General features: G+C 51.7%; 18 protein-coding genes. 7 read left to right on the plus strand and 11 right to left on the minus strand.

The window, feature by feature from the left end; genetic code table 11:
- The first annotated feature begins 213 nt into the window (after nt 1–213).
- The gene (locus H8K43_RS10120) at nt 214–612 is read left to right on the plus strand and encodes a hypothetical protein (RefSeq protein ID WP_186903707.1); all 399 of its coding nucleotides are present in this window, start codon (nt 214–216) and stop codon (nt 610–612) included.
- A 106-nt stretch (nt 613–718) separates the two neighbouring features.
- Here H8K43_RS10120 and H8K43_RS10125 read toward each other — a convergent pair whose 3' ends face one another.
- Nucleotides 719–1,255 carry a porin family protein gene (locus tag H8K43_RS10125; protein WP_186903708.1) on the minus strand — a complete coding sequence of 179 codons (537 nt, stop codon included), beginning with the start codon at nt 1,253–1,255 and terminating at the stop codon, nt 719–721.
- Between the two features lie 239 nt (nt 1,256–1,494).
- Here H8K43_RS10125 and H8K43_RS10130 point away from each other — a divergent pair, with 239 nt between their 5' ends.
- Both H8K43_RS10130 and H8K43_RS10135 read left to right on the plus strand, forming a co-directional pair.
- On the plus strand, nt 1,495–3,132 hold the full coding sequence (locus tag H8K43_RS10130; RefSeq protein ID WP_230403819.1) for a glycoside hydrolase family 10-like protein: 1,638 nt from the start codon (nt 1,495–1,497) through the stop codon (nt 3,130–3,132).
- A gap of 365 nt (nt 3,133–3,497) precedes the next feature.
- The gene (locus H8K43_RS10135; RefSeq protein ID WP_329604505.1) at nt 3,498–6,353 is read left to right on the plus strand and encodes a TonB-dependent receptor domain-containing protein; all 2,856 of its coding nucleotides are present in this window, start codon (nt 3,498–3,500) and stop codon (nt 6,351–6,353) included.
- 155 nt (nt 6,354–6,508) lie between these two features.
- Here the strand turns inward: H8K43_RS10135 and H8K43_RS10140 are convergent, their stop codons facing one another.
- The 5 genes from H8K43_RS10140 to H8K43_RS10160 all read right to left on the minus strand — a co-directional run bounded on the left by H8K43_RS10140 (nt 6,509) and on the right by H8K43_RS10160 (nt 12,425).
- Nucleotides 6,509–7,420, minus strand: a complete 912-nt coding sequence (locus H8K43_RS10140; protein ID WP_222611003.1) for a sensor domain-containing diguanylate cyclase — start codon at nt 7,418–7,420, stop codon at nt 6,509–6,511.
- A gap of 150 nt (nt 7,421–7,570) precedes the next feature.
- Nucleotides 7,571–8,170, minus strand: coding sequence for a M15 family metallopeptidase (locus H8K43_RS10145; protein WP_186903710.1), 600 nt, complete (start codon nt 8,168–8,170; stop codon nt 7,571–7,573).
- A gap of 85 nt (nt 8,171–8,255) precedes the next feature.
- Nucleotides 8,256–9,953: an ABC transporter substrate-binding protein gene (locus tag H8K43_RS10150; protein ID WP_408058514.1), complete on the minus strand. Its 1,698-nt coding sequence runs from the start codon at nt 9,951–9,953 to the stop codon at nt 8,256–8,258.
- 134 nt (nt 9,954–10,087) lie between these two features.
- Complete coding sequence (locus H8K43_RS10155) at nt 10,088–11,071, minus strand: M14 family metallopeptidase (RefSeq protein WP_186903711.1); 984 nt, start codon at nt 11,069–11,071, stop codon at nt 10,088–10,090.
- Nucleotides 11,072–11,087: 16 nt separating this feature from the next.
- Entirely contained in the window at nt 11,088–12,425 is a 1,338-nt protein-coding gene (locus H8K43_RS10160) for an MFS transporter (protein ID WP_329604506.1), read from the minus strand.
- 245 nt (nt 12,426–12,670) lie between these two features.
- Here H8K43_RS10160 and H8K43_RS10165 point away from each other — a divergent pair, with 245 nt between their 5' ends.
- The 3 genes from H8K43_RS10165 (at nt 12,671) to H8K43_RS10175 (ending at nt 14,924) form a co-directional block, all read left to right on the plus strand.
- On the plus strand, nt 12,671–13,636 hold the full coding sequence (locus tag H8K43_RS10165) for an N-acetylglucosamine kinase (RefSeq protein WP_186903712.1): 966 nt from the start codon (nt 12,671–12,673) through the stop codon (nt 13,634–13,636).
- Complete coding sequence (locus H8K43_RS10170; protein ID WP_230403821.1) at nt 13,633–14,430, plus strand: N-acetylmuramoyl-L-alanine amidase; 798 nt, start codon at nt 13,633–13,635, stop codon at nt 14,428–14,430. The genes H8K43_RS10165 and H8K43_RS10170 overlap by 4 nt, the downstream gene beginning before the upstream one ends.
- 296 nt (nt 14,431–14,726) lie before the next feature.
- Nucleotides 14,727–14,924 carry a hypothetical protein gene (locus tag H8K43_RS10175; protein WP_186903713.1) on the plus strand — a complete coding sequence of 66 codons (198 nt, stop codon included), beginning with the start codon at nt 14,727–14,729 and terminating at the stop codon, nt 14,922–14,924.
- Nucleotides 14,925–15,017: 93 nt separating this feature from the next.
- On the opposite strand, the gene H8K43_RS10180 is transcribed toward H8K43_RS10175, so the two are convergent.
- The 5 genes from H8K43_RS10180 to H8K43_RS10200 form a co-directional block, all read right to left on the minus strand.
- Entirely contained in the window at nt 15,018–15,806 is a 789-nt protein-coding gene (locus H8K43_RS10180; RefSeq protein WP_186903714.1) for a substrate-binding periplasmic protein, read from the minus strand.
- Between the two features lie 328 nt (nt 15,807–16,134).
- On the minus strand, nt 16,135–16,497 hold the full coding sequence (locus H8K43_RS10185; protein WP_186903715.1) for a hypothetical protein: 363 nt from the start codon (nt 16,495–16,497) through the stop codon (nt 16,135–16,137).
- A gap of 181 nt (nt 16,498–16,678) precedes the next feature.
- Nucleotides 16,679–17,062, minus strand: a complete 384-nt coding sequence (locus H8K43_RS10190; protein ID WP_186903716.1) for a roadblock/LC7 domain-containing protein — start codon at nt 17,060–17,062, stop codon at nt 16,679–16,681.
- Nucleotides 17,052–17,600: a GTP-binding protein gene (locus H8K43_RS10195; RefSeq protein ID WP_186903717.1), complete on the minus strand. Its 549-nt coding sequence runs from the start codon at nt 17,598–17,600 to the stop codon at nt 17,052–17,054. Before H8K43_RS10195 ends, H8K43_RS10190 begins: the two co-directional genes overlap by 11 nt.
- 11 nt (nt 17,601–17,611) lie before the next feature.
- Complete coding sequence (locus H8K43_RS10200) at nt 17,612–18,268, minus strand: hypothetical protein (protein ID WP_186903718.1); 657 nt, start codon at nt 18,266–18,268, stop codon at nt 17,612–17,614.
- A gap of 948 nt (nt 18,269–19,216) precedes the next feature.
- On the opposite strand from H8K43_RS10200, the gene H8K43_RS10205 reads away from it, so the two are divergent.
- Nucleotides 19,217–20,435, plus strand: a 1,219-nt coding sequence (locus H8K43_RS10205) for an HlyD family secretion protein (protein WP_186903719.1), incomplete at its 3' end; no start/stop codon positions are given.

Below are 20,435 nucleotides of genomic sequence, written 5' to 3' on the forward strand. Positions count from 1 at the left end.
GTGCTCACACCGTGCTGTTTTTCCTTTCTATTTCCTTTGAGAAAGATGACAATCAAGCCCGACTTGTTATTTGCATCAGCACATGATGCAGACAGGTACGATGTCAATGAGGACGCATGCAAGATGTTGAGCGCATGCCAGTGTGACCTGGCCAGTACAGCCCGGCATCAGACTGGAGGCAAGTCCGCGTGTAACCAGAATCGGGAGCAGGGGATGAAACTGATACAGGATGCGATGTTGGAGTGGATGCATACGCTGCATGACGCGATCAGGGATAAATATTTCCTGACCTGGTTCATCCCCATGCTGAGCATTTCTGCGCTGATCGTCGCCATCCTGTTCGATCTGATGGGCTATGACCACACGTTCAAATTAGCCCATTTGTACAGCCAGAACTGCCGCCGCCTGAACGATAAAGAAGCGCTGGCCATGTTACTGACCGCCTTTGTCACCGGGGTCAGCTGCATCCTGCTGGTAGGTGAACTGATTATCTTCGCTGAAGGGCGCAAACGCGGCGTTCCCACTAATTACACCAGCTTCGTCACCACCAGTTGCGTGGCACTGATCTCACTGGCGCTGATCTTCATTTTTTCACGCGAGTTTTGTCATTGACTTCAGCGTTGAGGACTAATGTCCCTGACTAAAGAAAAAGGCATAGCCCCGACTGCGCTATGCCTTAGTCTGCTACAACAAGCGCAGCGCAGAGCTGCGCGTTTGATCAGAATGTGTATTGCACACCAACGGACAGATTCCGTTGTGTTTCCTGCCAGCCGTTCTGGGTCAGGTTATATTGCACTTTACGGGTTTCCCATTCAGCACGCAAAGCAACTTGCTTGGTCAGACTATAAGTCGCACCGAGACCATACACAGCTTCGGTCGCTTTGTCACCGATGATGCCATCGGTCTTCGTACGGGAGAAGCCACCTTTAATGAAAACGCCAACACCGTTAGTCACTTCTGCGCGGGCGATTGCGGCCAGGTCTATCGCTGTACCTTTGGCTGTCACACTACCTGCACTGACTTTACCCAAATCTGCGTAAGATGCTTCCAGACCGAAGTTTTCATTAAAATTGTAACCAGCTAACAGCTTGGCCATGTTCGCTTCACCTTTGCAACCCTGGCTGGCAGAGCAACCGGTGGTGTTAACGACGGAACGACCCACTGTGCCACCTACATAAGCTTGTGCAAATGCACCAGCACTGAACAACATACCCGTTGCCGCAACTGCTGCAGCAACCATTTGACGCTTCAACATTTCTATTCTCCAAATTGATCAACTGCCATCCTGACCTTCAGCACCCGAATCATGAAATTTGAGTACGACTGACAACATGGGGCGCGCATGATAGCAAAAAATCTAATGCACCGTCTAAGAGTTTTGCACTGGCATGGCTAATGAAAGTCGCAAGCGTGCTAATTAACGGAAAAAGAAACACTGGCAGGCATGCAGTGAATGCAGTAGCATCTGTGCTCTTTTTGTCCCTGTCTGTATCCATGTTTTTGTTTAACGGCTATTCTGAATTATCTGTCTCCCGCCCCTCTGCCAAGCGTGGCGGACTACTGAGCGGAATGCTGCGCGCCGCCTTCATGACCACCTTACTGGCCGCCTGTGCGGGACCGAAACCCGGCAGCATCGCGCCCGCGTCGGGCACAGCGAAGTTACCTGTGATTGTGAATGCGCCACCAGCTCAACACCCGCTCAGTAAAGATATCCCGGCGACGCCACGCGAATTCCGTGCGGTCTGGGTCTCGACCGTCGCCAATATAGACTGGCCAAGCCGGCGCGAACTCAGCAGCGATAAACAAAAAGCAGAAGCCATCGCCATCCTGGATCAGGCAGTACAAATGCGCCTGAACGCGATCGTGTTGCAGGTGCGTCCATCGGCTGATGCGATCTATCCGTCGGCGCTGGAACCCTGGTCAGAATTTCTCACGGGCGAGCAAGGACGTCCACCGCAACCGTATTACGATCCGCTGCAATTCTGGATAGAGCAGGCACATGAGCGCGGTCTGGAATTGCATGCCTGGTTCAATCCCTACCGCGCCCGAACTACCCAGGCAAAGGCCGGGCAGGCGCGCAGCCATGTCAGCAAAACCATGCCTGCCGTCGTCAGGCAATATGGCGATATGAGCTGGATGGACCCCGGTGAGCCGCAGGCGATGCAGCACACCCTGAATGTGATTAACGATGTGGTACGCCGCTACGATGTCGACGGCATTCACATTGATGATTATTTTTATCCATATCCGATTAAAAACAGTGCCGGCACTGAATTGGATTTTCCGGACGAGGCAGCCTGGAACCGCTACCTGCAATCGGGCGGCAATCTGAATCGCGCCGACTGGCGGCGCGATAATGTGAACCGCCTGGTGGCCGCCATTTATCAGCAAGTGCATCAGGAAAAATCCTGGGTCAAATTCGGCATCAGCCCGTTTGGAATAGGCCGCCCGGACCGGCTACCGCCCGGCATTACCGGCTTCAGTCAGTATGACAAACTGTATGCCGATGTCGAACTGTGGCTGGCGCGCGGCTGGCTCGATTATCTGGCGCCGCAACTGTACTGGCCGATACAGCAGACCCCGCAAGCCTTTAAGGTCTTGTATGACTATTGGAACGCGCAGAATCTGCAGCAGCGTCATATCTGGCCCGGCCTGTTCACCAGTAAAATCGATCACACAGAAAAATCCTGGCAAGCCGATGAAATCCTGAATCAGGTCGATGCGCTGCGTGAAAAAAACGGCAGCGGCCATATCCATTTCAGCATGGTCAGTCTGAGCCAGAATCGCAAAGAGATACGCAAACGTCTGGCGCAGGAAAAATATACGTCGGTCGCCTTAGTACCCGCTACCCCCTGGCTGGAAAATACTAATATCGCGCCGCCGCAGCTGCAATGGAATGAAGAGCAAAAACTGTTACGGGTACAACCGGCCGATCCGGAAAACACGCGCTGGCTGGCGATCTGGAAGCAGACTGAGCAGCAATGGCAATTCAGCGTACAGCCCGCCAGCAAGCTCACGATAGACTTGCGTAAAGACGCACAACAAACGCCATTAAAACAAGTGGTGGTGATGGCAGTCAGCCGCTCAGGACAGGAAAGCCTGCCGGCAAAATTCAGTCTCTCTGCGCCTTAGCCAGCACAGGCAGTACAGCCAACATAAACAACAGTCTCAAGGTCCATAGCCGCTGATGCAAATCAGCGGCTATGTTTTTTTGTCACGACTGGCGGTAACTGTGTAAAATTAGTCAAGCTGGCAAATTGAGCAAGAACAGCAAACGCCTGACTGCTGCAATCTGCCCGCACGCGTCGCAGCACATCTGAAAAAATCACACTGCACACCTGCTCAGCCGCTCACTTTTGAGCGCTGCCTGCTTCAGCATCATTTTCATTTGTCAGCATCTGTCCGCCACGCCTGCAGCGACTGCGCGTGATATTTGCTCTGGCCTTTGCTGGCCTATGCGTACCGACCAGGATAAATAAAAGAGTTAGGAGAAATTCGTGAAGTTAACAAGACTGGCACACTGCCTCGCCCAAGCTGGCATGATCACTGGCTCGATCACTGGCTTTGCGCTGCCCGCCCAGGCGCAGCAGCAATCAAAAGAAGTGATGCAAAAAGTTGAGATTACCGGCAGCAGCATCAAACGCACCTCCGCAGAAGGCGCTTTGCCACTGGAAATCATCACCCGCAAACAATTGGAAGCGGCCGGCATCGTGACCGCCGAACAATTGATCGCCACGCTGAATGTGAATGGCAATGGCTCGGATAATCTGGCCAGCAATGCCGATGTGACTACCGGTGCGCAACGCGGTAATAACGGCGCCAGCTCCGCCAATCTGCGCGGTCAGGGTGCTGACAGTACGCTGGTATTACTGAATGGCCGCCGCATCGCCACCCATGGCATGAAGGGCGCCGCAGTCGATCTGAATTCCATACCGATGGCAGCAGTCGAACGCGTGGAAATCCTCAAGGATGGCGCATCGGCGATTTATGGCACAGATGCGATTGGTGGTGTGATTAACTTCATTCTGCGTAAAAATTTTCAAGGCATACAGGCCCAGACTTTCGCTGATCTGACGCAAAGCCCGGGTGGCGATATTAACCGTGTCTCCTTACTCGCGGGCTTCGGTGATCTGGACAGCGACAATTACAATGTATTGCTGACCGCCAGCCACAGCGAGAATCAGGCATTGCGCGGCGATCAGCGCGATTTTGTGAATACCTTCCAGCCTGATCGCGGCTTATCTGTGGATACACGCGGTACGCCATTTGCGACCGTGTTCGCGACTTCGCTGGGCAATACCATACTGAGCAATAAGAGTAATAATGGCCCGCTGTGGCCGGGCAGCAATCAGAGTGCGAATGCCATCAATATCCTGAATCTGCCGGGTGCGGCTGGCTGCAACAGCATAGATGGGATGTCTGCCTATGACTACCGCTTATGGGATCAGGCTGCTTCGCGCTATGCCTGCGCCTGGGATACCGGACGCGCTGCGGTCTTACAGCAATCAGTCAAAAACAATAATTTTGTATCGCGTGCGACACTGAATATCGGCGGTGGACATGAGGTGTTTGCAGAACTGCTGGGTTCGCGCGTTGAAGTCGCCAAGAGTTTTTCACCGAATCAGATTTCACCTGGCAGCAGTTTTCCGGCCAGTTCCTTTTATCCGAAAACCGGTGCCGCTTACGATATGGTATTCAATGCTATCGCGGCGCAAATCCCATCTATCCGCAGTAATTATGGACTGCCTATCGCGTATCGCTGGCGCTGTATGGAATGCGGCAACCGCGAAATCAACACCAGCACAGATGCGGCACGTCTGCAATTGGGTGCCGATGGTCTGCTTGGACAATGGGATTACCGGGTCGGCCTGTCACGCGCCTATAGCGAGTCACAATCGACTCTGGGTAATGGCTATAACTACACCAATGCACTGGCCAGCGCACTCGGCAGCGGCCTCATCAATCCCTTCCTGCTACCCGGACAAAAACAAAGCCAGGCAGCAATGGATCTGATCAATAGCACGTCCGCCAAAGGCGTGGTGCTGTATGGCGGTAAGACCACGCTGACGCAAGCCGATGCGGCTGTCTCCGGTACGCTTTGGAAGCTGCCCGCAGGTCCGCTGATGGCGGCTTTTGGTACAGATCTGCGGCGTGAACAGTATTCCTTTAATGGCGATGCGCGCGCCGCAAATGCGCGTCCGGCGATTTTGAATGCGCCTTTCGATGATACCAATGCGCTGCCCGCTGTCAGCCGTGATATCCGCGCCCTGTATGCAGAATTTCTGATTCCTGTGTTCAAATCGCTGGAACTGACTGCCGCGGGAAGACAGGACCATTACAGCGGCTTTGGCAATACCTTTAATCCCAAGCTGGCCTTACGCTATACACCGCTCGAACAGGTCTTGTTACGTGCTTCGTATAACAGCGGCTTCCGAGCACCCTCGTTTAACCAGTTATTCAATGGCGTGACCGAGTCACCGTATTCCGGCAAAGATCTGGTCGATCCCGCTACCTGCGCTGGTTTGAAAGCGGACAGCAACAAACCCGGCTGCGCGGTAATCACACCGAATATCCTGAGCGGCGGCAAAGCCAGTCTGGGTCCGGAAACCGCTAAGCAGGCCAGCCTGGGCGTAGTCTGGGCACCGCTATCGCAATTCAGCATGAATCTGGATCTGTGGGAAATTCGCAAAGAAAACAGCATCATGGCAGTCGATCTGAACACCCTGCTGCAAAACTACAGCCTGTTCAAAGCCCAGTTTATCCGCGATGCAGGCGGCAATATTGTGCAGATCGACCAGCGCTGGGTGAATGCCGGCGCCAGCCTGACCCGTGGCATTGAGGTCGGTGCCAGCGCGAATGGCAAGCTATGGAATGGCAAATGGACCGCCGGAATCGATGGCTCTTATCTGCTGGAGAAAAAGTCCCGCCCGAATAACAATGCGCCCTATGGCAGCAGCGAGGTCGGACGCTATACCTATACCGGCGATCTGGGTTTGCGCTGGAAGCACAGCGCTTACTTCAGTTATAGCGAAGGGAACTGGAGCAGCACCCTGACCCAGATTTTCCGTTCCGGTTACAAGGATCAGGTCTTGCCCGGCGTGGCCAATGGCCTCATCACACCAGCGAATTACAACCCGGATGTGAAGAGTTATTCCATCTTCAATCTGAGCGTAACGTATAACGGATTTAAAAATCTGAGCCTGAGCGCAGGCATTAAAAACCTGTTCAATACAGATCCCCCGTTTGCGATCAATTACGACAGTAATTCTGGCGCTGGCAGCTCATGGGAGCCAAGGGTGGCTGATCCGCGTGGCCGTTCAGTGACCATGATGGCGACCTATACCTTCAAATAAGCCGTATTTGTCTAGGGCCTGTTAACATTTAAATTACGTGTGCGAAAGGGGTAAAACAGTTGCAGGGCCAGGCGCAGCCCACGCAGCAGTGTGATCACTGTCAGCGGGATGCAACAACGCCATGTGGCTGTTTTATCCCATTCCACAACACAAATTCAATCCAGCCAGACCAGGCGATTACGCCCATGTTCTTTGGCCTGATACAAGGCATGATCTGCCCGGTCTATCACCTGCTCCAGTGTCTCACCAGCCCTGAGCTGCACCAAGCCAGCTGAAGTGGTGTAGCGGAAGTCCGGCATATCAGGCAAAGCCATATCATGCCGCACATCTTCCAGCAAACGTTCCACCACCTGCACCGCCTGTGCTGTCGTCAGTTGCGGCAGACAGAGTATGAACTCCTCCCCGCCCAGTCTGCCACAGGCATCGTCGCGCCGGGTGCAGGCTTGCAGGCGTCTGGAGAAGCTGATCAGCACCAGGTCGCCAGCAGCATGACCAAAGCTGTCATTCACATTTTTAAAATGATCCAGATCGAACAAAGCGACGTGCAGTGACATCGACTTCTGATGCATGTCCTGAATCGCCTGCTGTATGATTTGTGAAATGTGCCGCCGGTTACTGATACTGGTCAGCATATCGGTTTGGGCGGCACGTAAGGCCTGATCCCTGGCCTGCCGTAATTCGCGCCCATCCTGACGCAAATGGGTGATATCGCTGGCAATGCACATCATCCAGCCATTTTCCTGCACGGTTTCCGTCATCCAGATCCAGCGCCCATCCGTCAGATCGGATTCAAACGCGCGGAAGGGTAATTTGCCACGGCGCGAATAGGCGGAAGCAATCCATTGTTCAATATTGTCGGTTTTAATCGCCACACCACGCTGTGTGGTGTAACTCTCAAACACCATCGCCGACCAGCTCATGCTGCCATCCAGACGTACAGCAAACACCTCCTGAAAAGCAGGATTGGCATAGCGCAGTATGTCGTGCTGGTCGAACATTGCAATCAGCAGCTCACTCTGATGAGCAAGTTCGGGTAATACCGTATGTAATTCCTGGTTCATTTGCATGCTGACCTTACACTTTCCGGCATTGCTGCGGCCTCAATGATGGCGCTGGGGTGCGAGTTTGTAGCTAACAGCCATCTATTGCATCAAAGCATATCAGCGACAAGAATTCAATCTAAAAAAATTCACTGCTGCCAAGGAATAGTTTTTGCCTCAGTCTATGCGCAGATAATGCTGTCGCACTTCAGCAAGCTGCCCCAGATTGAAATGCCACCACTCGCTGTGTATGCCATGAAAGCCCGCATGGAACATGGCAGCACGCAGCATGTCCCGATGAGCGATATGATCCTCACTGAGTTCGCCACGCGCACGTAAATCGGCTTCCAAAGCCGGATGGGATCGCTCAGCGAATTCATCGAAGGCACTGCCCATGTCCAGCTCACGGCCTTGCGGATCACACACCGTCACATCCACCGCCATGCCGAAGGAATGGATAGAACCCCGTGCCGGATCGGCCACATACATTTGCAAAGGCGAGCCAGCCAGATGCTGCCACAGCATTTCCTGCACCCGGTGCGGGCGCAAGGCATCCAGCACCAGCAAATGATAGCCCGCATGATGCTGCGCCAGGAAAGCCGCCGCACGCTCCAGCGCATCAGCCGCCTCGCGGTGCAGCCAGGCACAATCAAGCTCGCCATACAGATCGTGGCCGACAAAATTATCCGGCCCGACATAGCGTAAGTCGACACGTATTGCGGGTATGGTATCGAGCCGCCGGAAATCAGGATGGCCGGCCAGCAGTTCACAACGCATCGTTGAATTCTCCTGAATTAGTCAAAAAAAACCAGTATCCCTGCTCAGCACAGTCGAGGCAGTGCAATACAGTCAGCACCTGGTTTTACTTCATATTCTGCTTTGCATCCGGCGCGATATCGAGGTAGCGCCAGTTCGTAAAATCCACAGGATGGCGCTGGAAGTTCATGAGCCAGGGCTGCTGTACATCGGCCGACAAAGGATGGGTACGTAAAATCCAGGGATTGTAGGCATGGATGTATAAGGACATTTGGCGGTACAGTGTGCGCCGTTCAGGGCCATCGGCCATGCGACGGCTTTGCTCAAACAAGCGGTTATATTCCGGCAGATTAAAGCGCGCATAATTCGCGCGTCCGGTATTGGGTCCATACAGCAGCTGGAAAAAATTTTCTCCATCCGGGAAATCAGCGACCCAGTTTGCTTCCGTCATCTGCACTTTACCCAGCCGGGCAGCACGTAATATCTCGGAATGCTTATCCGATTTAAAGCTGATGCGTATGCCCAGCATCTCCATATTTTTGCGCCAGACTTCATCGCGCAGACGACCGGTAGTGCTGGCCTGGGTATGCATGGTCAGCTCCAGTGGCTGTCCATCGGGCAGACGGCGGTATTGGTCAGGCCCGCGCTGATAGCCAAATTTATCCAGCAGTGCATTGGCGAGTACAGGATTAAACTGGACCGGACTGCGAAACTCGGGATCATAGCCGATCACGTTTGGTGCCAGCGGCGACTGCGCCGCCTGCGCCAGACCTTTCTCCATCATCGCGATATCTTGCTGATGGTTGTAACTGAGCGCAATCGCACGCCGCAGCGCAATCTTGTCCGGCGTATAGCCACCCAGCACCGGGTCTTCCATATTCATCCAGACGTAATACGTCTGTAGTGGTGAAAACAAACGCAGCTGTATGCCCTGCTTGCTGAGTTCAGGTTTTAGCTGTCCATCACGCATTACCATTTCAGACAGCGGTGCAGGCACCTGTTCCAGGCAATCAAACTCGCGATTCAAAAAGCCCAGCACCCTGGCCTGCTGTTCTTCCACTACCGAGATACGGATGCGCTGAACCAGCGGTAAGCTTTTACCGCGCAGGCTTTCTGCAATGCGCCTGGAATACGCATCCTGAGTCGCTTCACCATCAAACAACGGGCGGCGATAATCGGGATTAGCGATCAGATTGAGTTGAAAGCTGCGCTTCCACTCACCGAGCCGGAACGGGCCGGTACCAACCGGATGATTACCAGCCTGATTGCCGTAAAACTCCATCACTTCACGCGCAACGGCACCCGTGGCTGGCGTCGCTAATATAAACAGAAAATTCGGGTCTGGCGCCTGCAAACGCAAGCGCAAGGTGTAGCGATCGACGACCTGTATGCCAGCAATCACAGACTGTTTGCCGCTTTTCACCGTCTTTGCATAAGCGTCGCCACGCAGCGCCTCATCCCCCTGCAGCTTGCCTTCAAACATGAATAACCACGGTGATTTCAGCGCCGGATCATACATGCGCTGTATCGCATAGGCATAATCAGCCGCTTGCAGCTCGCGCCGTTTGCCGCCGAAGGCTGCGTCCTCGCTGAAGAAAATCCCGGCTTGCAAACGCAGGGTATAGGTTTTGCCATCCGCGCTGATCTCGGGCATGGCACGCAAGGTATTGGGCTTGAGCTTGAGCGGACGCGCCAGATAATCGTAGCGCAGCATAGGCTCAAACAGATTTTCATTGACCGATAAGGTGGTGATGTCCGAGGCTAGCGCAGGATCAAAACTGCTTTCCGGCGTGGTCACCAGCACGTTGAGAGTTTTGACCGCCTTGGCTGGATTGGCAGGAATGCTTGCATTCCCGGTGCGCGCCATACTGCTGCCGCTGTGCAGGCTGATACCCAGTGTCGCGATCAAGGTCAGTGCAGATAATAAACGACGCCGCATCATACGACTCCTGCCAGACGATCACTGTAACGCGTGATGTAAAACCATTCTTCACCTGCCCCGGCTGCTGCATCCGGAAAAATAATCCGGCCATCCATGCTGGCGCGGACTGCTGTGCCATCGGCGCGCGTACCAATCAGATCACCGGCGCTGACCGTATCAAAGCTATACCAGTCGCGACAGAAAACATCGTCCTGATGCTGTTTGTCGATCACATCATAAATTCTCAGGGTTTCGATCTGCGCCTGTAGATCAGGCGGGCTACCTGCGATCAGTCCCAGATGCCGCAGCGTGTTGTCAATCGCACGCCAGGCCACATCTGCCGCCTGGGGGTCTTCATGCTGACCACATTCCAGCGTGACGGCATAGCCGCCGACCGAACGCATATATTCGGTAGTGCCTACTCCAAAACGGGTATCTGCATTGGCGCGGGTTTTCGCATCGGCATCCGGTGCTAATGCCTGCTGACGTCTGGCCACGCCGTGTGCATAGGTGCTCAGCCAGCCATCTACCATGCGCTGCACACCCAGCCGTGCCGCCATGGCCAGCTCGGCTTCAGCATGGCGGAAGGGCTCGATCTCGCCCTGATTGTTTTCCGGCCCCACCAGCACAAAGGGCTCGCCCGCACCACGGAAGGAATGCAAATCCAGCAGCACCTCATGCGCGGCCAGTAAAGGGCACAGCCAGTTCGCGACATGGTCTTCAAATTCCTGCGCATGCGCGGTCGGGATCAGACGCCGGTTCAGATTGCGCTCGCCCTGGCGTTCGCCCTTGGCATAGGCCAGCGGATTACAGACCGGCACCAGCGTAAGCTGACCGCTGATCAGCTGCAGCGCACCGCTTTGTAATTGCTCCAGCAAACGGCGTATCGCCAGCGTGCCGCAAACTTCATTGCCATGCACCGCACCGGTAATGATCAGCTTAGGCCCCGGTAGCGGAGAACGAAACGTGTGGCTGACAAACTGTAAGTCTTGCAGTTGCATATCTATCCCATCTCCGTCAGGCCGGAAGTTTTTTCTTGCGGCCGAAATCCGGTTCTACCCGTATCAGCGCCGCAACCACAAAGGTCGGTAAGGCCGCAATGCAAATCCACACAAAAAAGTGTGAATAGCCCAGCATTGCCTGCAGACTGCCACTGAACATCCCCGGCAACATCATCGACAAGGCCATGAAACCGGTGCAGATCGCATAATGCGCGGTCTTGTGCTCGCCATCAGCAACCATAATCATGTACAGCACATAGGCACTGAAACCAAAGCCATAACCAAATTGTTCAGCCGCCACCGCAGTGCCTATCAGCCAAATAGAAGACGGCTGCACGAAGGCCAGATACACATACACCAGATGAGGCACGTTAATCGCCAGTGCCATCGGCCACAGGCAGTTTTTCAAACCAAAGCGTGCAATCGCGGCCCCCCCCAGCAAACCGCCCAGCGTCAGGCTGGCCATGCCTATGGTGCCGTAGACGATGCCGACCTCCTGATTGCTCAAACCTAGTCCACCTTTTTCCAGCGCATCAAGCAAAAACAAGGGTGCGATCTTCACCAGCTGCGCTTCGCCAAAGCGATACAGCAACAGGAAAGCGATGGTCACCAGCACACGCTTCTTTTTGAGGAAGGCCGCAAACACCTGAAAAAAGCTGCTGACGACCTGACTTGTATCGCCTTGCGCCTTATCGCTGACCGGGATGGGCAAGGCAAAGCGGTGATAAAAAGAGAGCGCGATAAACATCGCCGCCAATACGCCGAATACCACCATCCAGGCCACTTGCGTACTGCCGCTGAAGTCCTTGACACACCCCGCCAGATACACCAGTGCGCCCTGTCCTGTCAGCATGGACAAACGATAAAACATGCTGCGCACACCGACAAAGGCTGCTTGCTGATGCTGTTCCAGCGCCAGCATATAAAAGCCATCGGTACCGATATCATGCGTCGCCGACGCGAAAGCGACCAGCCAGAATGCCAGCAAGCTGGCCTGAAAAAAACCATCCAGTGGTATGGTCAGCGCCACCAGCCCGAACAAAGCGCCCAGCACCAGCTCCAGGGTGACTATCCAGTAGCGCTTAGTCTTGAACATATCCACAAACGGCGACCACAGTGGCTTGATCACAAAGGGCAGATACAACCAACTGGTATACAGTGCGATATCGGTATTGGAGATACCCATATTTTTGTACATAATCACAGACAGCGTCATGACGATGACATAAGGTATGCCCTGACTGAAGTACAATGAGGGGATCCAGCGCCAGACTGATATGTCGGGACTCACTGTAGCAGTGCTGGCATTGGTCTTGGCGGCCTGACCGACAGTAGGCTGATTATCCTGAGGCATGCAGTGTGATATCTCCATTGCTTGATTTATATATAAACGGGTGCGCTATTTATGCATCAAATACTAATTAAAATGCAATAATAAGCAGCTGACTCTGACAAGACTGCAGGAATCACTGGTTTGACGCAAACTTATACAGCACCTGCCCGTTTTGTCTGTAACCGACTATGATAAACGATCAGCCACTTAACACCAGTTCAAATTGCCTGACTTAGCTTTCATCCGCCTGCGCCATACATTCATCCATGAAATCAGAACACGTTCCGCCTGACATAACCGAAGCCAGCAGCCCGAAAAGCTACATACCTGTGCAACTGGGGCTGGGTATCGATACGGGTGGAACCCAAACGCGCTGGGCACTTGCGACCGCCAGACAGGAAATTATCGCCAGCGGCACCGCCGAAGGACTGAGTGCGCTGCAAATGAATTCACGGGATGGCAAAGCCGCATTTCAACAAATTTTCGGAGGCCTGTCGGCCACCGCACGCATCCATGGTGAATTAAGAACAGTAAAAGCAGGTATCACAGGCTTTGGTGGTGACGCCAATGTGCTGCTGATGATGCTGGCAAAAATCTTCGAACTGCCGGAACAGCACATCTCGGTCGGCAATGATATAGAAATCGCTTACCTCGATATTTTCTCGCCCGGCAGCGGTTACCTGATCTATGCAGGAACAGGCTCGATTGCGGCCTACATCGACCCGGATGGCAAATTACACCGGGCCGGTGGCCGCGGTTATCTGCTCGATGATGGCGGCAGCGGTTTCTGGATCGCGCGTGAAGCGCTGCGCCATGTCTGGCGCATAGAAGATGAGCAGCCAGGCTACTGGAGACAGTCACCGCTGGCACGCAATCTGTTTCATATGATAGGTGCGCACGACTGGAACAGCTCCAAGGAATTCGTCTATCATCGCAGTCGCGGCGACATCGGCAAACTGGCCTTAGCGGTTGCGGCCGCTGCGCAACAGGATCAGGTGGCTGCAGATATACTGTGGCGCGCCGGGCAGGAACTGGCCAGACTGGGTATGTCTATGTGCGCCAGATATGGCAATAAGCCTGTCGTGCTCAGTGGACGCGTGCAGGAATTGCACCCCATGATCGTCGAATCGCTGCGCAAACATTTACCATCAGAAGTCAGTCTGCGCCAAAGCACTTGCCAGGCGCATTTTTCAGCGGCGCGGCTGGCGGCTAAACATTTACATACTTTATGATGAAAAGAATTTCATTTGCCACGCTCGCCCTTGCAGTCTTGAGCGCCTGTACCACCCCGATGCCCAGACAGGATATAGAGCGCAGTATCTCTGCTGTGAGCCAGGAGCCACGGGTACAATTCCTGATCCTGCATTACACCGCGATTGATGAGCCGGCCTCGCTGCGCGTGCTGAGTCAGCAAGGTGTCAGCGCCCACTACCTGGTCGGTGACCGCAGCCCGGTCAAAGTCTGGCAACTGGTGGATGAAAGCCGCATGGCCTATCACGCCGGCCTCAGTGAATGGAAGGGCAATAGCAAACTTAATCCCAGCTCTATCGGCATAGAGATCGTCAACTTCGGCTATAAAGATACACCGCAAGGACGCGTTTATTATCCGTTCCCGCAAGAGCAGATAGACCGCGTGATTGCGCTGTCCAAAGACATCGTGCAGCGTTACCAGATCCGGCCCGAGTATGTACTCGGCCATTCAGATATCGCACCACAACGCAAGTCCGATCCGGGGCCGCTGTTCCCGTGGAAGCAGTTTGCCGATGCCGGCCTGATTCCCTGGCCTGACGCTAACGAAGTGACACGTCTGAGCGAGCAGTATCAGACGCAAATGCCTGAGATTAAATGGTTTCAGCAAAAACTCGCCAAAATCGGCTATGCCATCCCTCAGCATGGCAATCTGGACGAAGCGACCAGGAATGTACTGATCGCCTTTCAATCCAAATACCGCCCTGGTAAATTCGATGGCTACCCGGATGCAGAAACCGCTGCCATCATCGATGCCTTGCTGCTCAAGCTCAAGTAAGACCTGCCCGCTCACCAGCCTGCTCACGGCTGGTGAGCCATCTGACCGTATTTTGCACCTCGTCTTATCCGCCTGTTTATCACAGGATATTGCCGTCTGTTCCGCACAAACGGCAGTTAGTCGCACCAGCCTTTCATGCCAGCCAGATGCTGCTACAGTGACCGTACCAGCCACACACTTTGAAAGGAAATATCATGCAACTCACAGACAAAATGGATAGCCTGTTATTGGCCAGCATTGCAGTGATCGCTGTGCTGAATTTCGCTCAACAGCTATTCGCCTGAACGGAGCAACGCATGTTGGGATTTTTGATCTGGCTCACCCTGTTCGTGATCTGCTGGCCACTGGCCCTGCTCGCACTGCTGTTGTATCCGGTTTGCTGGCTCATCACACTGCCATTCCGCATACTCGGTATTGCGGTTGATGGAGTGTTTGAATTGCTGCGCGCCATCGTGATGCTGCCAGCACGTGTCCTGGGCGGCGGCAAGCGCTAGGCCATGTGAAATGCGAATACCAGAAAAGCGAGAGGCCGTGTCAATTCAGCGCTTGCGAACTGCATCAGAGCGGCCTCAGTTTCCTGGTTCGGCTTACAAGCCACTGACAAAACGGGCACTCACAATTACCTCGTTCAGTCTTTGTAGTAATTGCTGATGAACTGCTTTTTTGACAGCTATGTGTATGCTAATAGTCGCAACTGGCTTTTCTAACACACAAAAAACGGGTTCTTTCTTGTTTTCACGTTTGGGTGCATAACGCTGATTTAAGTCACTGGCCAGCACTTCCCGACTGATGGCTGTTCTCTTATAAAAAACTAAGGCGTCCATGCGCCCTTTATCAAGCTTAATGAAGCGCGCTTCAGTCGCATCTGTGTCATCTTCAATTCTGAAGGACTTATTTGCTTCCGCATCGAAAGCCTCTCCGACACTCGTCCCTCGCACTATGCCTATCGTCTTATTTTTAAGGTCTGCCAAAGTTTTAAATGAAAACTGACAGTCGCATCGGGTCACTAACCAGGCATGATCTTCAAAAAGCGGCTCCGAAAAATCTAACACTTGCAGACGCTCTTTAGTTTTACTGACCCCAAATAAGAAACCATCGCCAGCGATTGCCTTGCTCAATGCTCGTTTCCAAGGTAAGCGCTCTATCTTAAACCTGAGGTCAAGTCTATCTTCTAAGAATTGTATGAGTAATGCATGTTCCGCAGGAACAGGCTCAATAGACAGATTATTGTTGACGTCCGTGCTAAGAAATAGCTGTACTACCGGATATTGAAGCATCGAATTCAGATTTAACGAAGGTGCTACTTGCGCTAAAGTTTGGCTAAACCCAACAGCGACAACAATGGCACAAATTTTATAAGCGACATTGAATTTCATTGCAATTGATGGATAGTAAAAGAACGATGACCAGATAGGTTTATCACCCCAAAAAACGCGCAATTTAAGCGATTGGAATACATGAACTATTCTGAAGAACAATGTTCAAATTTCCATCGAAATTCAAGAAACATGCACGCTGAAGCTCACTCTTATTAAAAATTTTTACTGCCTTAATTCATAAAGAGCTCTGATTTCGCTCAGTGTCTTAACGAAGAAAAAAGCAGGCTGTCTATCAGTAAAACCTATAAAACTGTCTGTGTGCAGAGATACATAAGCATGTACCTCTGCAAATCGTTTAACGCGCTTTTTAACAGCCAGCGATTATTTACACAGACAATGCAGCCTCAACATCAGCTATCTTTCTGCGCGCGAGAGCAAGATTCGATTTCTGTTTATCGAGCACCACATAGAGAAACAAACCTTCATGTTTAAGCAATGGGCGAATGATGTGATAATGCTTTCCTAAGGTGATCAACATATCTTCGATCACATCATTCAAACCCAGCGCGCGCATGGTTTTGAGTTTTGCTCTTACGACCTCGGTATTGCCCGCAGCTGCAATTTCGAGGTCAACGCCAAAGCCTGCCTGCCCCAGCATCATGCCGCTCGATGAATCGACCAGAGCCGAACACATAGCGCCGTCTATGCTACTCACTATTTCTTCCACAGATTGAGAGATACTTGCCATTTCAAACTCCTATTGGTTGGCGCCACAAATAAAAGCAAATGGCATGGCGTCAAAATTACCATTTGCAAAAAAACTAAGCAAAACATCAAACACCTGATATCAGCGATTACAGACACTAAGTTATTGCCTCAAAATCATTTGCAGCCAAGGCGGGTCTTGTGAGCTTGATTCAGAAAATTTCCTAAGCGATCTGTAATATCCGCACAGCCTGTTTAGCGAAGAAAAGTATCTGCCCAACCACCGCATCGCTACCCGCGATAACACTGAGAATGAAGGTATCCGCTCCTCTCTGCACCTGCAAAATAACGAGCATTCCTGACTCCGATTCGATAATCATATTTTTACAATTACCTAAACCGTTCTCTTCCCCGGCCAATGCCCCCAACGCGGACAAAGAACTCGCCATCGCAGACATACGTGTAATTTGCGTCGCGTCCTCTACTCTCGCTGCCACTTCGAAACCGTCGCCGGTAGAAATCACAACCGCCTTAACACTGCGTACTTCCGCCAGGACTAAGTCGATTGCAGCCTTTGCATCGCTTAGTAGACTTTCTTTATTCTGCATACGAAGAAACCTCCTGATTTACTTCTAACTGAAGCATCAACAATTCCAATAATTCAACCACCTGAAAAGTATCCCGAATGTCTGCTGCGATGACCGGGCAAACTACCCCACACGACTCCAGATGTTCAATAAAACAATCGATACCAGGTTCTGGATGCGTCTCTGTGCGCGTAATGGCGACCACACAGGCAGTCTCTTTGATCAAGCGTTCAAATCCCTTTACGTACATACTTAAGTCAGCTAAGGGATCGGCCGAACTGTTATCGATTAAGATGATTAAACCCAAGGCGCCGCGCGCGAGAATCTCCCACATAAAGTCAAAACGGACTTGCCCCGGTGTCCCGTAAAGCCTGAGCTTATCGCCGTTATCCAAGGTCAACTCGCCATAATCCAAGCCTACTGTCGTCGTACTTTTATTCACAGTAGCGTCAGTATTTCTGACTTCAGTCGTTAAAGTCCTTATTTCACTGACTCTGCTGATCGCCGTTGTCTTTCCTGCGCCTGTCGTGCCGCTAAATAATATTTTGTGCTCTGTCATTCCCCTTCACCTCACTTTGCAAATCGGGATAGATTGCTGCGTATCAAAGAAATCAAACCGGACCGTGAAATTCCCTTATCTTGCTCAATGCGCTTACTTTGTGGATCAGGGGACTTTTCATCTTCAGCAGCCACCTCTTCTAACAAATCATTGCTCAACAATTCCTCAACAAATAATCTGCATTTTTCCAATGCTAATCCTGTGTGCATATGTAGCTTGCTCACCGAAAGAACACGTTTAGTCAACAGCGTAGCGAAGCGAATACGATCAGATGTATTGAGCAAGCCAGCGGGCGGCCAACGCTTTAAGCGATAGGATTGTTCCGGGTTAATGGCTGATGTGTTTTGTTGGTCTTGCCTGAGATTGATTAAATTTCCTATCCGATTAAGTGCAGCTTCAATTTCTGCAGAATTTAAAGGCAGGCGCAAAAACTTGTCACCGGTTTCACTGGCAGAAAAACAGAGCGCGTGAACGAATTCATCCTGGATTTCTACCGATTGAGTTTGAGTGGATGGGCTACCATAAATAATCAAGTGCGCATCGTTGTCCTGATACTGCCACTTATGTTCAAGTCTGAAATCCAGGACGCGGACATAGGAAGCAAACAGTGCAGCATCACGCGGGCTAACGCCGATCAATCGAAAATTAAACACCTTTTTGACAGACATTACGGCTCCAATTTTTGACGTGAAATTCATCTACATTTATTGGTTTTAAACTCATGATTAGTCACCACTGCCCGTTTTCTCCCAATAAAAATTAGCGCCAACTTTCCAAGAAAACACTCGTTCCAGCCAATTTAAAGTTCAGAAATTTCGCTTCTTCACAAACTTCTATAAAACCCATTATTAAGGAAACATTGTTTCTAATTAATTAAAAATAAAACGCTTTTTCTTCATCAAGAAAACCAAAATAACTTGCCTTAAATCAATAATATAAAGGCGTGCTAGAGTTTGATATTGCCCTTTAGTGCAAAACTGAAACGAATCATCGTGAATTTGTTAAACAATGAAAAAACATGTTTTTCTATCACGCTGAATCATTTTTTTGAGATCACGCTGAGGTCATTAAGCTTTTAAAAAACACAAAACAGTGAATTCATAGCAGCAGAAGTGCTGACCATCTGAAAGTCAAAAAGGAAATAGAGAGAATTGAACAGGAACAGGCGATACAAAGAAGAGGCTGTGATGTGATTCAGCGATCATTGCAGTTGCACAGGCTACATCGCGAATTCAAAAGTACACAGAAACTGGAATTTGATTTCCTGCGCTAATCGCGACATGGGCTAAAAGTGGGCTAAGCGCCAGGCTTTGTGCGCACCACTCAGCAATTGCAATCCGCATCGGCGATGAATCACGCATTGCTATGCGCTCAAGGGACATAAACGGCAACCCTATCCCAAGTGGATGTTTTGTAATATCTGGAAACTTCAGTTCCGGATATGAGTTAGCTCGCACCGATTTTACATAACCGCTTTTTTTATGTCGCAGGCAATACCTATTATTAGCGATCATTAAAAAAACAACAGATAAGTATATTTAAAAAAACTCTGTTTCCTTATTAATTTTTACATGCTAAATTAAAAACACTGAGTCAAATTGATAAGGTGAATAGCGATGTCGCAGTCCGTTACCCCCAGCAGTCCCCTGTTCCGCAATGAAGTTACTGCGGAACAAAGTCAGCAATGGATGGGTGCGATTCGTCTGGCGCAACCGGTGTCGTCCTGGCTGATTGCCTTAGTCGCAACTTGCCTCAGCATCGCCTTAATCGCCTTAATCGCCTACATCACCCTCGGTAGTATCACTAAAAAAGCCCGTGTCACTGGTCTGACTTTGCCGGTCTCTGGCAGCCTGAGTGTGATCGCACCCGGCACGGGTGTTCTGCGTCAATTGTTGGTCAAAGAAGGCCAGCTGGTACAAGCGGGACAAGCCCTGTTTGAACTCAATACCGAACGCATGGGCGATCAGGGAGAAATCACTGCCTTAATCGCACAGCAGTTAGCGGCGCGTCAGCATAGTCTGGAAACCGAACAAAGACAGCGCAGTAGCCAGACCCGTGACAAAAAATCCGCATTGCAATCCCGCCTCAGTAATCTGCAAACCGAACAACAGCAATTGAATCAGGAAATCACACTGGCGCAACAGAGTCTGCATAAATTTGAACAATTAGAAAAAAGCGGCTACGTTTCCACCGCCCAGACCCAACAAAAGCAGGAAGAATTACTCGACCTGTCGAGTCGCTTATCGACACTGCAGTGTAATCAACTCCAGCTTGCAGCGAATCAGCTCGCTTTACGCGCTGAGCTGACCGATCTCGACAACCAGCTCGCCAATGATCAGGCCCAGCTGGCACGCAGTCTGGCCAGCTTAAAACAGGAAAGCGCAGAAAACAGTAACCGTAAATCCACCCTGATCACCGCCCCGCAAGACGGCATCGTCAGCGTGCTCAGCTATGCCGCCGGACAAACCATCACCGCCGGACAAAATGTGCTGACCCTGTTACCCAAGCAAAGCGAACTCGAAGTCCAGCTCTACGCCCCAAGCCGCACTGCTGGCTTTGTGAGTGCCGGGCAAACCGTGCTGATCCGCTACCAGGCCTTTCCTTACCAAAAATTCGGCTTACAACAAGGCACAGTCACCGACGTCAGCAGCACCCCAATCGCCCCCAATGAATTACCCACCCACCTCGCCAGCACCATACTCAGCAATGCCCAGCAAAGCCTGCAAGGCTTTAACAGCAATGAAGCCCTGTACCGCATCAAAGTCAGACTGGCGCAACAAAACGTAGCAGCCTACGGCCAGAACCAGCCCCTTAAACCCGGCATGACGCTGGAAG

The organism is Cognatundibacterium curvum (assembly GCF_014284235.1).
GTDB lineage: Bacteria > Pseudomonadota > Gammaproteobacteria > Burkholderiales > Burkholderiaceae_D > Undibacterium > Undibacterium curvum.

Coding starts and splice junctions, on each gene's coding strand:
- H8K43_RS10155 (WP_186903711.1), bottom strand. CDS start 11,071: ATGCAACTGCAAGACTTACAGTTTGTCAGCCACACGTTTCGTTCTCCG.
- H8K43_RS10165 (WP_186903712.1), top strand. CDS start 12,671: ATGAAATCAGAACACGTTCCGCCTGACATAACCGAAGCCAGCAGCCCG.
- H8K43_RS10130 (WP_230403819.1), top strand. CDS start 1,495: ATGTTTTTGTTTAACGGCTATTCTGAATTATCTGTCTCCCGCCCCTCT.
- H8K43_RS10120 (WP_186903707.1), top strand. CDS start 214: ATGAAACTGATACAGGATGCGATGTTGGAGTGGATGCATACGCTGCAT.
- H8K43_RS10195 (WP_186903717.1), bottom strand. CDS start 17,600: ATGACAGAGCACAAAATATTATTTAGCGGCACGACAGGCGCAGGAAAG.
- H8K43_RS10175 (WP_186903713.1), top strand. CDS start 14,727: ATGTTGGGATTTTTGATCTGGCTCACCCTGTTCGTGATCTGCTGGCCA.
- H8K43_RS10180 (WP_186903714.1), bottom strand. CDS start 15,806: ATGAAATTCAATGTCGCTTATAAAATTTGTGCCATTGTTGTCGCTGTT.
- H8K43_RS10185 (WP_186903715.1), bottom strand. CDS start 16,497: ATGGCAAGTATCTCTCAATCTGTGGAAGAAATAGTGAGTAGCATAGAC.
- H8K43_RS10170 (WP_230403821.1), top strand. CDS start 13,633: ATGATGAAAAGAATTTCATTTGCCACGCTCGCCCTTGCAGTCTTGAGC.
- H8K43_RS10125 (WP_186903708.1), bottom strand. CDS start 1,255: ATGTTGAAGCGTCAAATGGTTGCTGCAGCAGTTGCGGCAACGGGTATG.
- H8K43_RS10160 (WP_329604506.1), bottom strand. CDS start 12,425: ATGCCTCAGGATAATCAGCCTACTGTCGGTCAGGCCGCCAAGACCAAT.
- H8K43_RS10145 (WP_186903710.1), bottom strand. CDS start 8,170: ATGCGTTGTGAACTGCTGGCCGGCCATCCTGATTTCCGGCGGCTCGAT.
- H8K43_RS10200 (WP_186903718.1), bottom strand. CDS start 18,268: ATGTCTGTCAAAAAGGTGTTTAATTTTCGATTGATCGGCGTTAGCCCG.
- H8K43_RS10190 (WP_186903716.1), bottom strand. CDS start 17,062: ATGCAGAATAAAGAAAGTCTACTAAGCGATGCAAAGGCTGCAATCGAC.
- H8K43_RS10140 (WP_222611003.1), bottom strand. CDS start 7,420: ATGCAAATGAACCAGGAATTACATACGGTATTACCCGAACTTGCTCAT.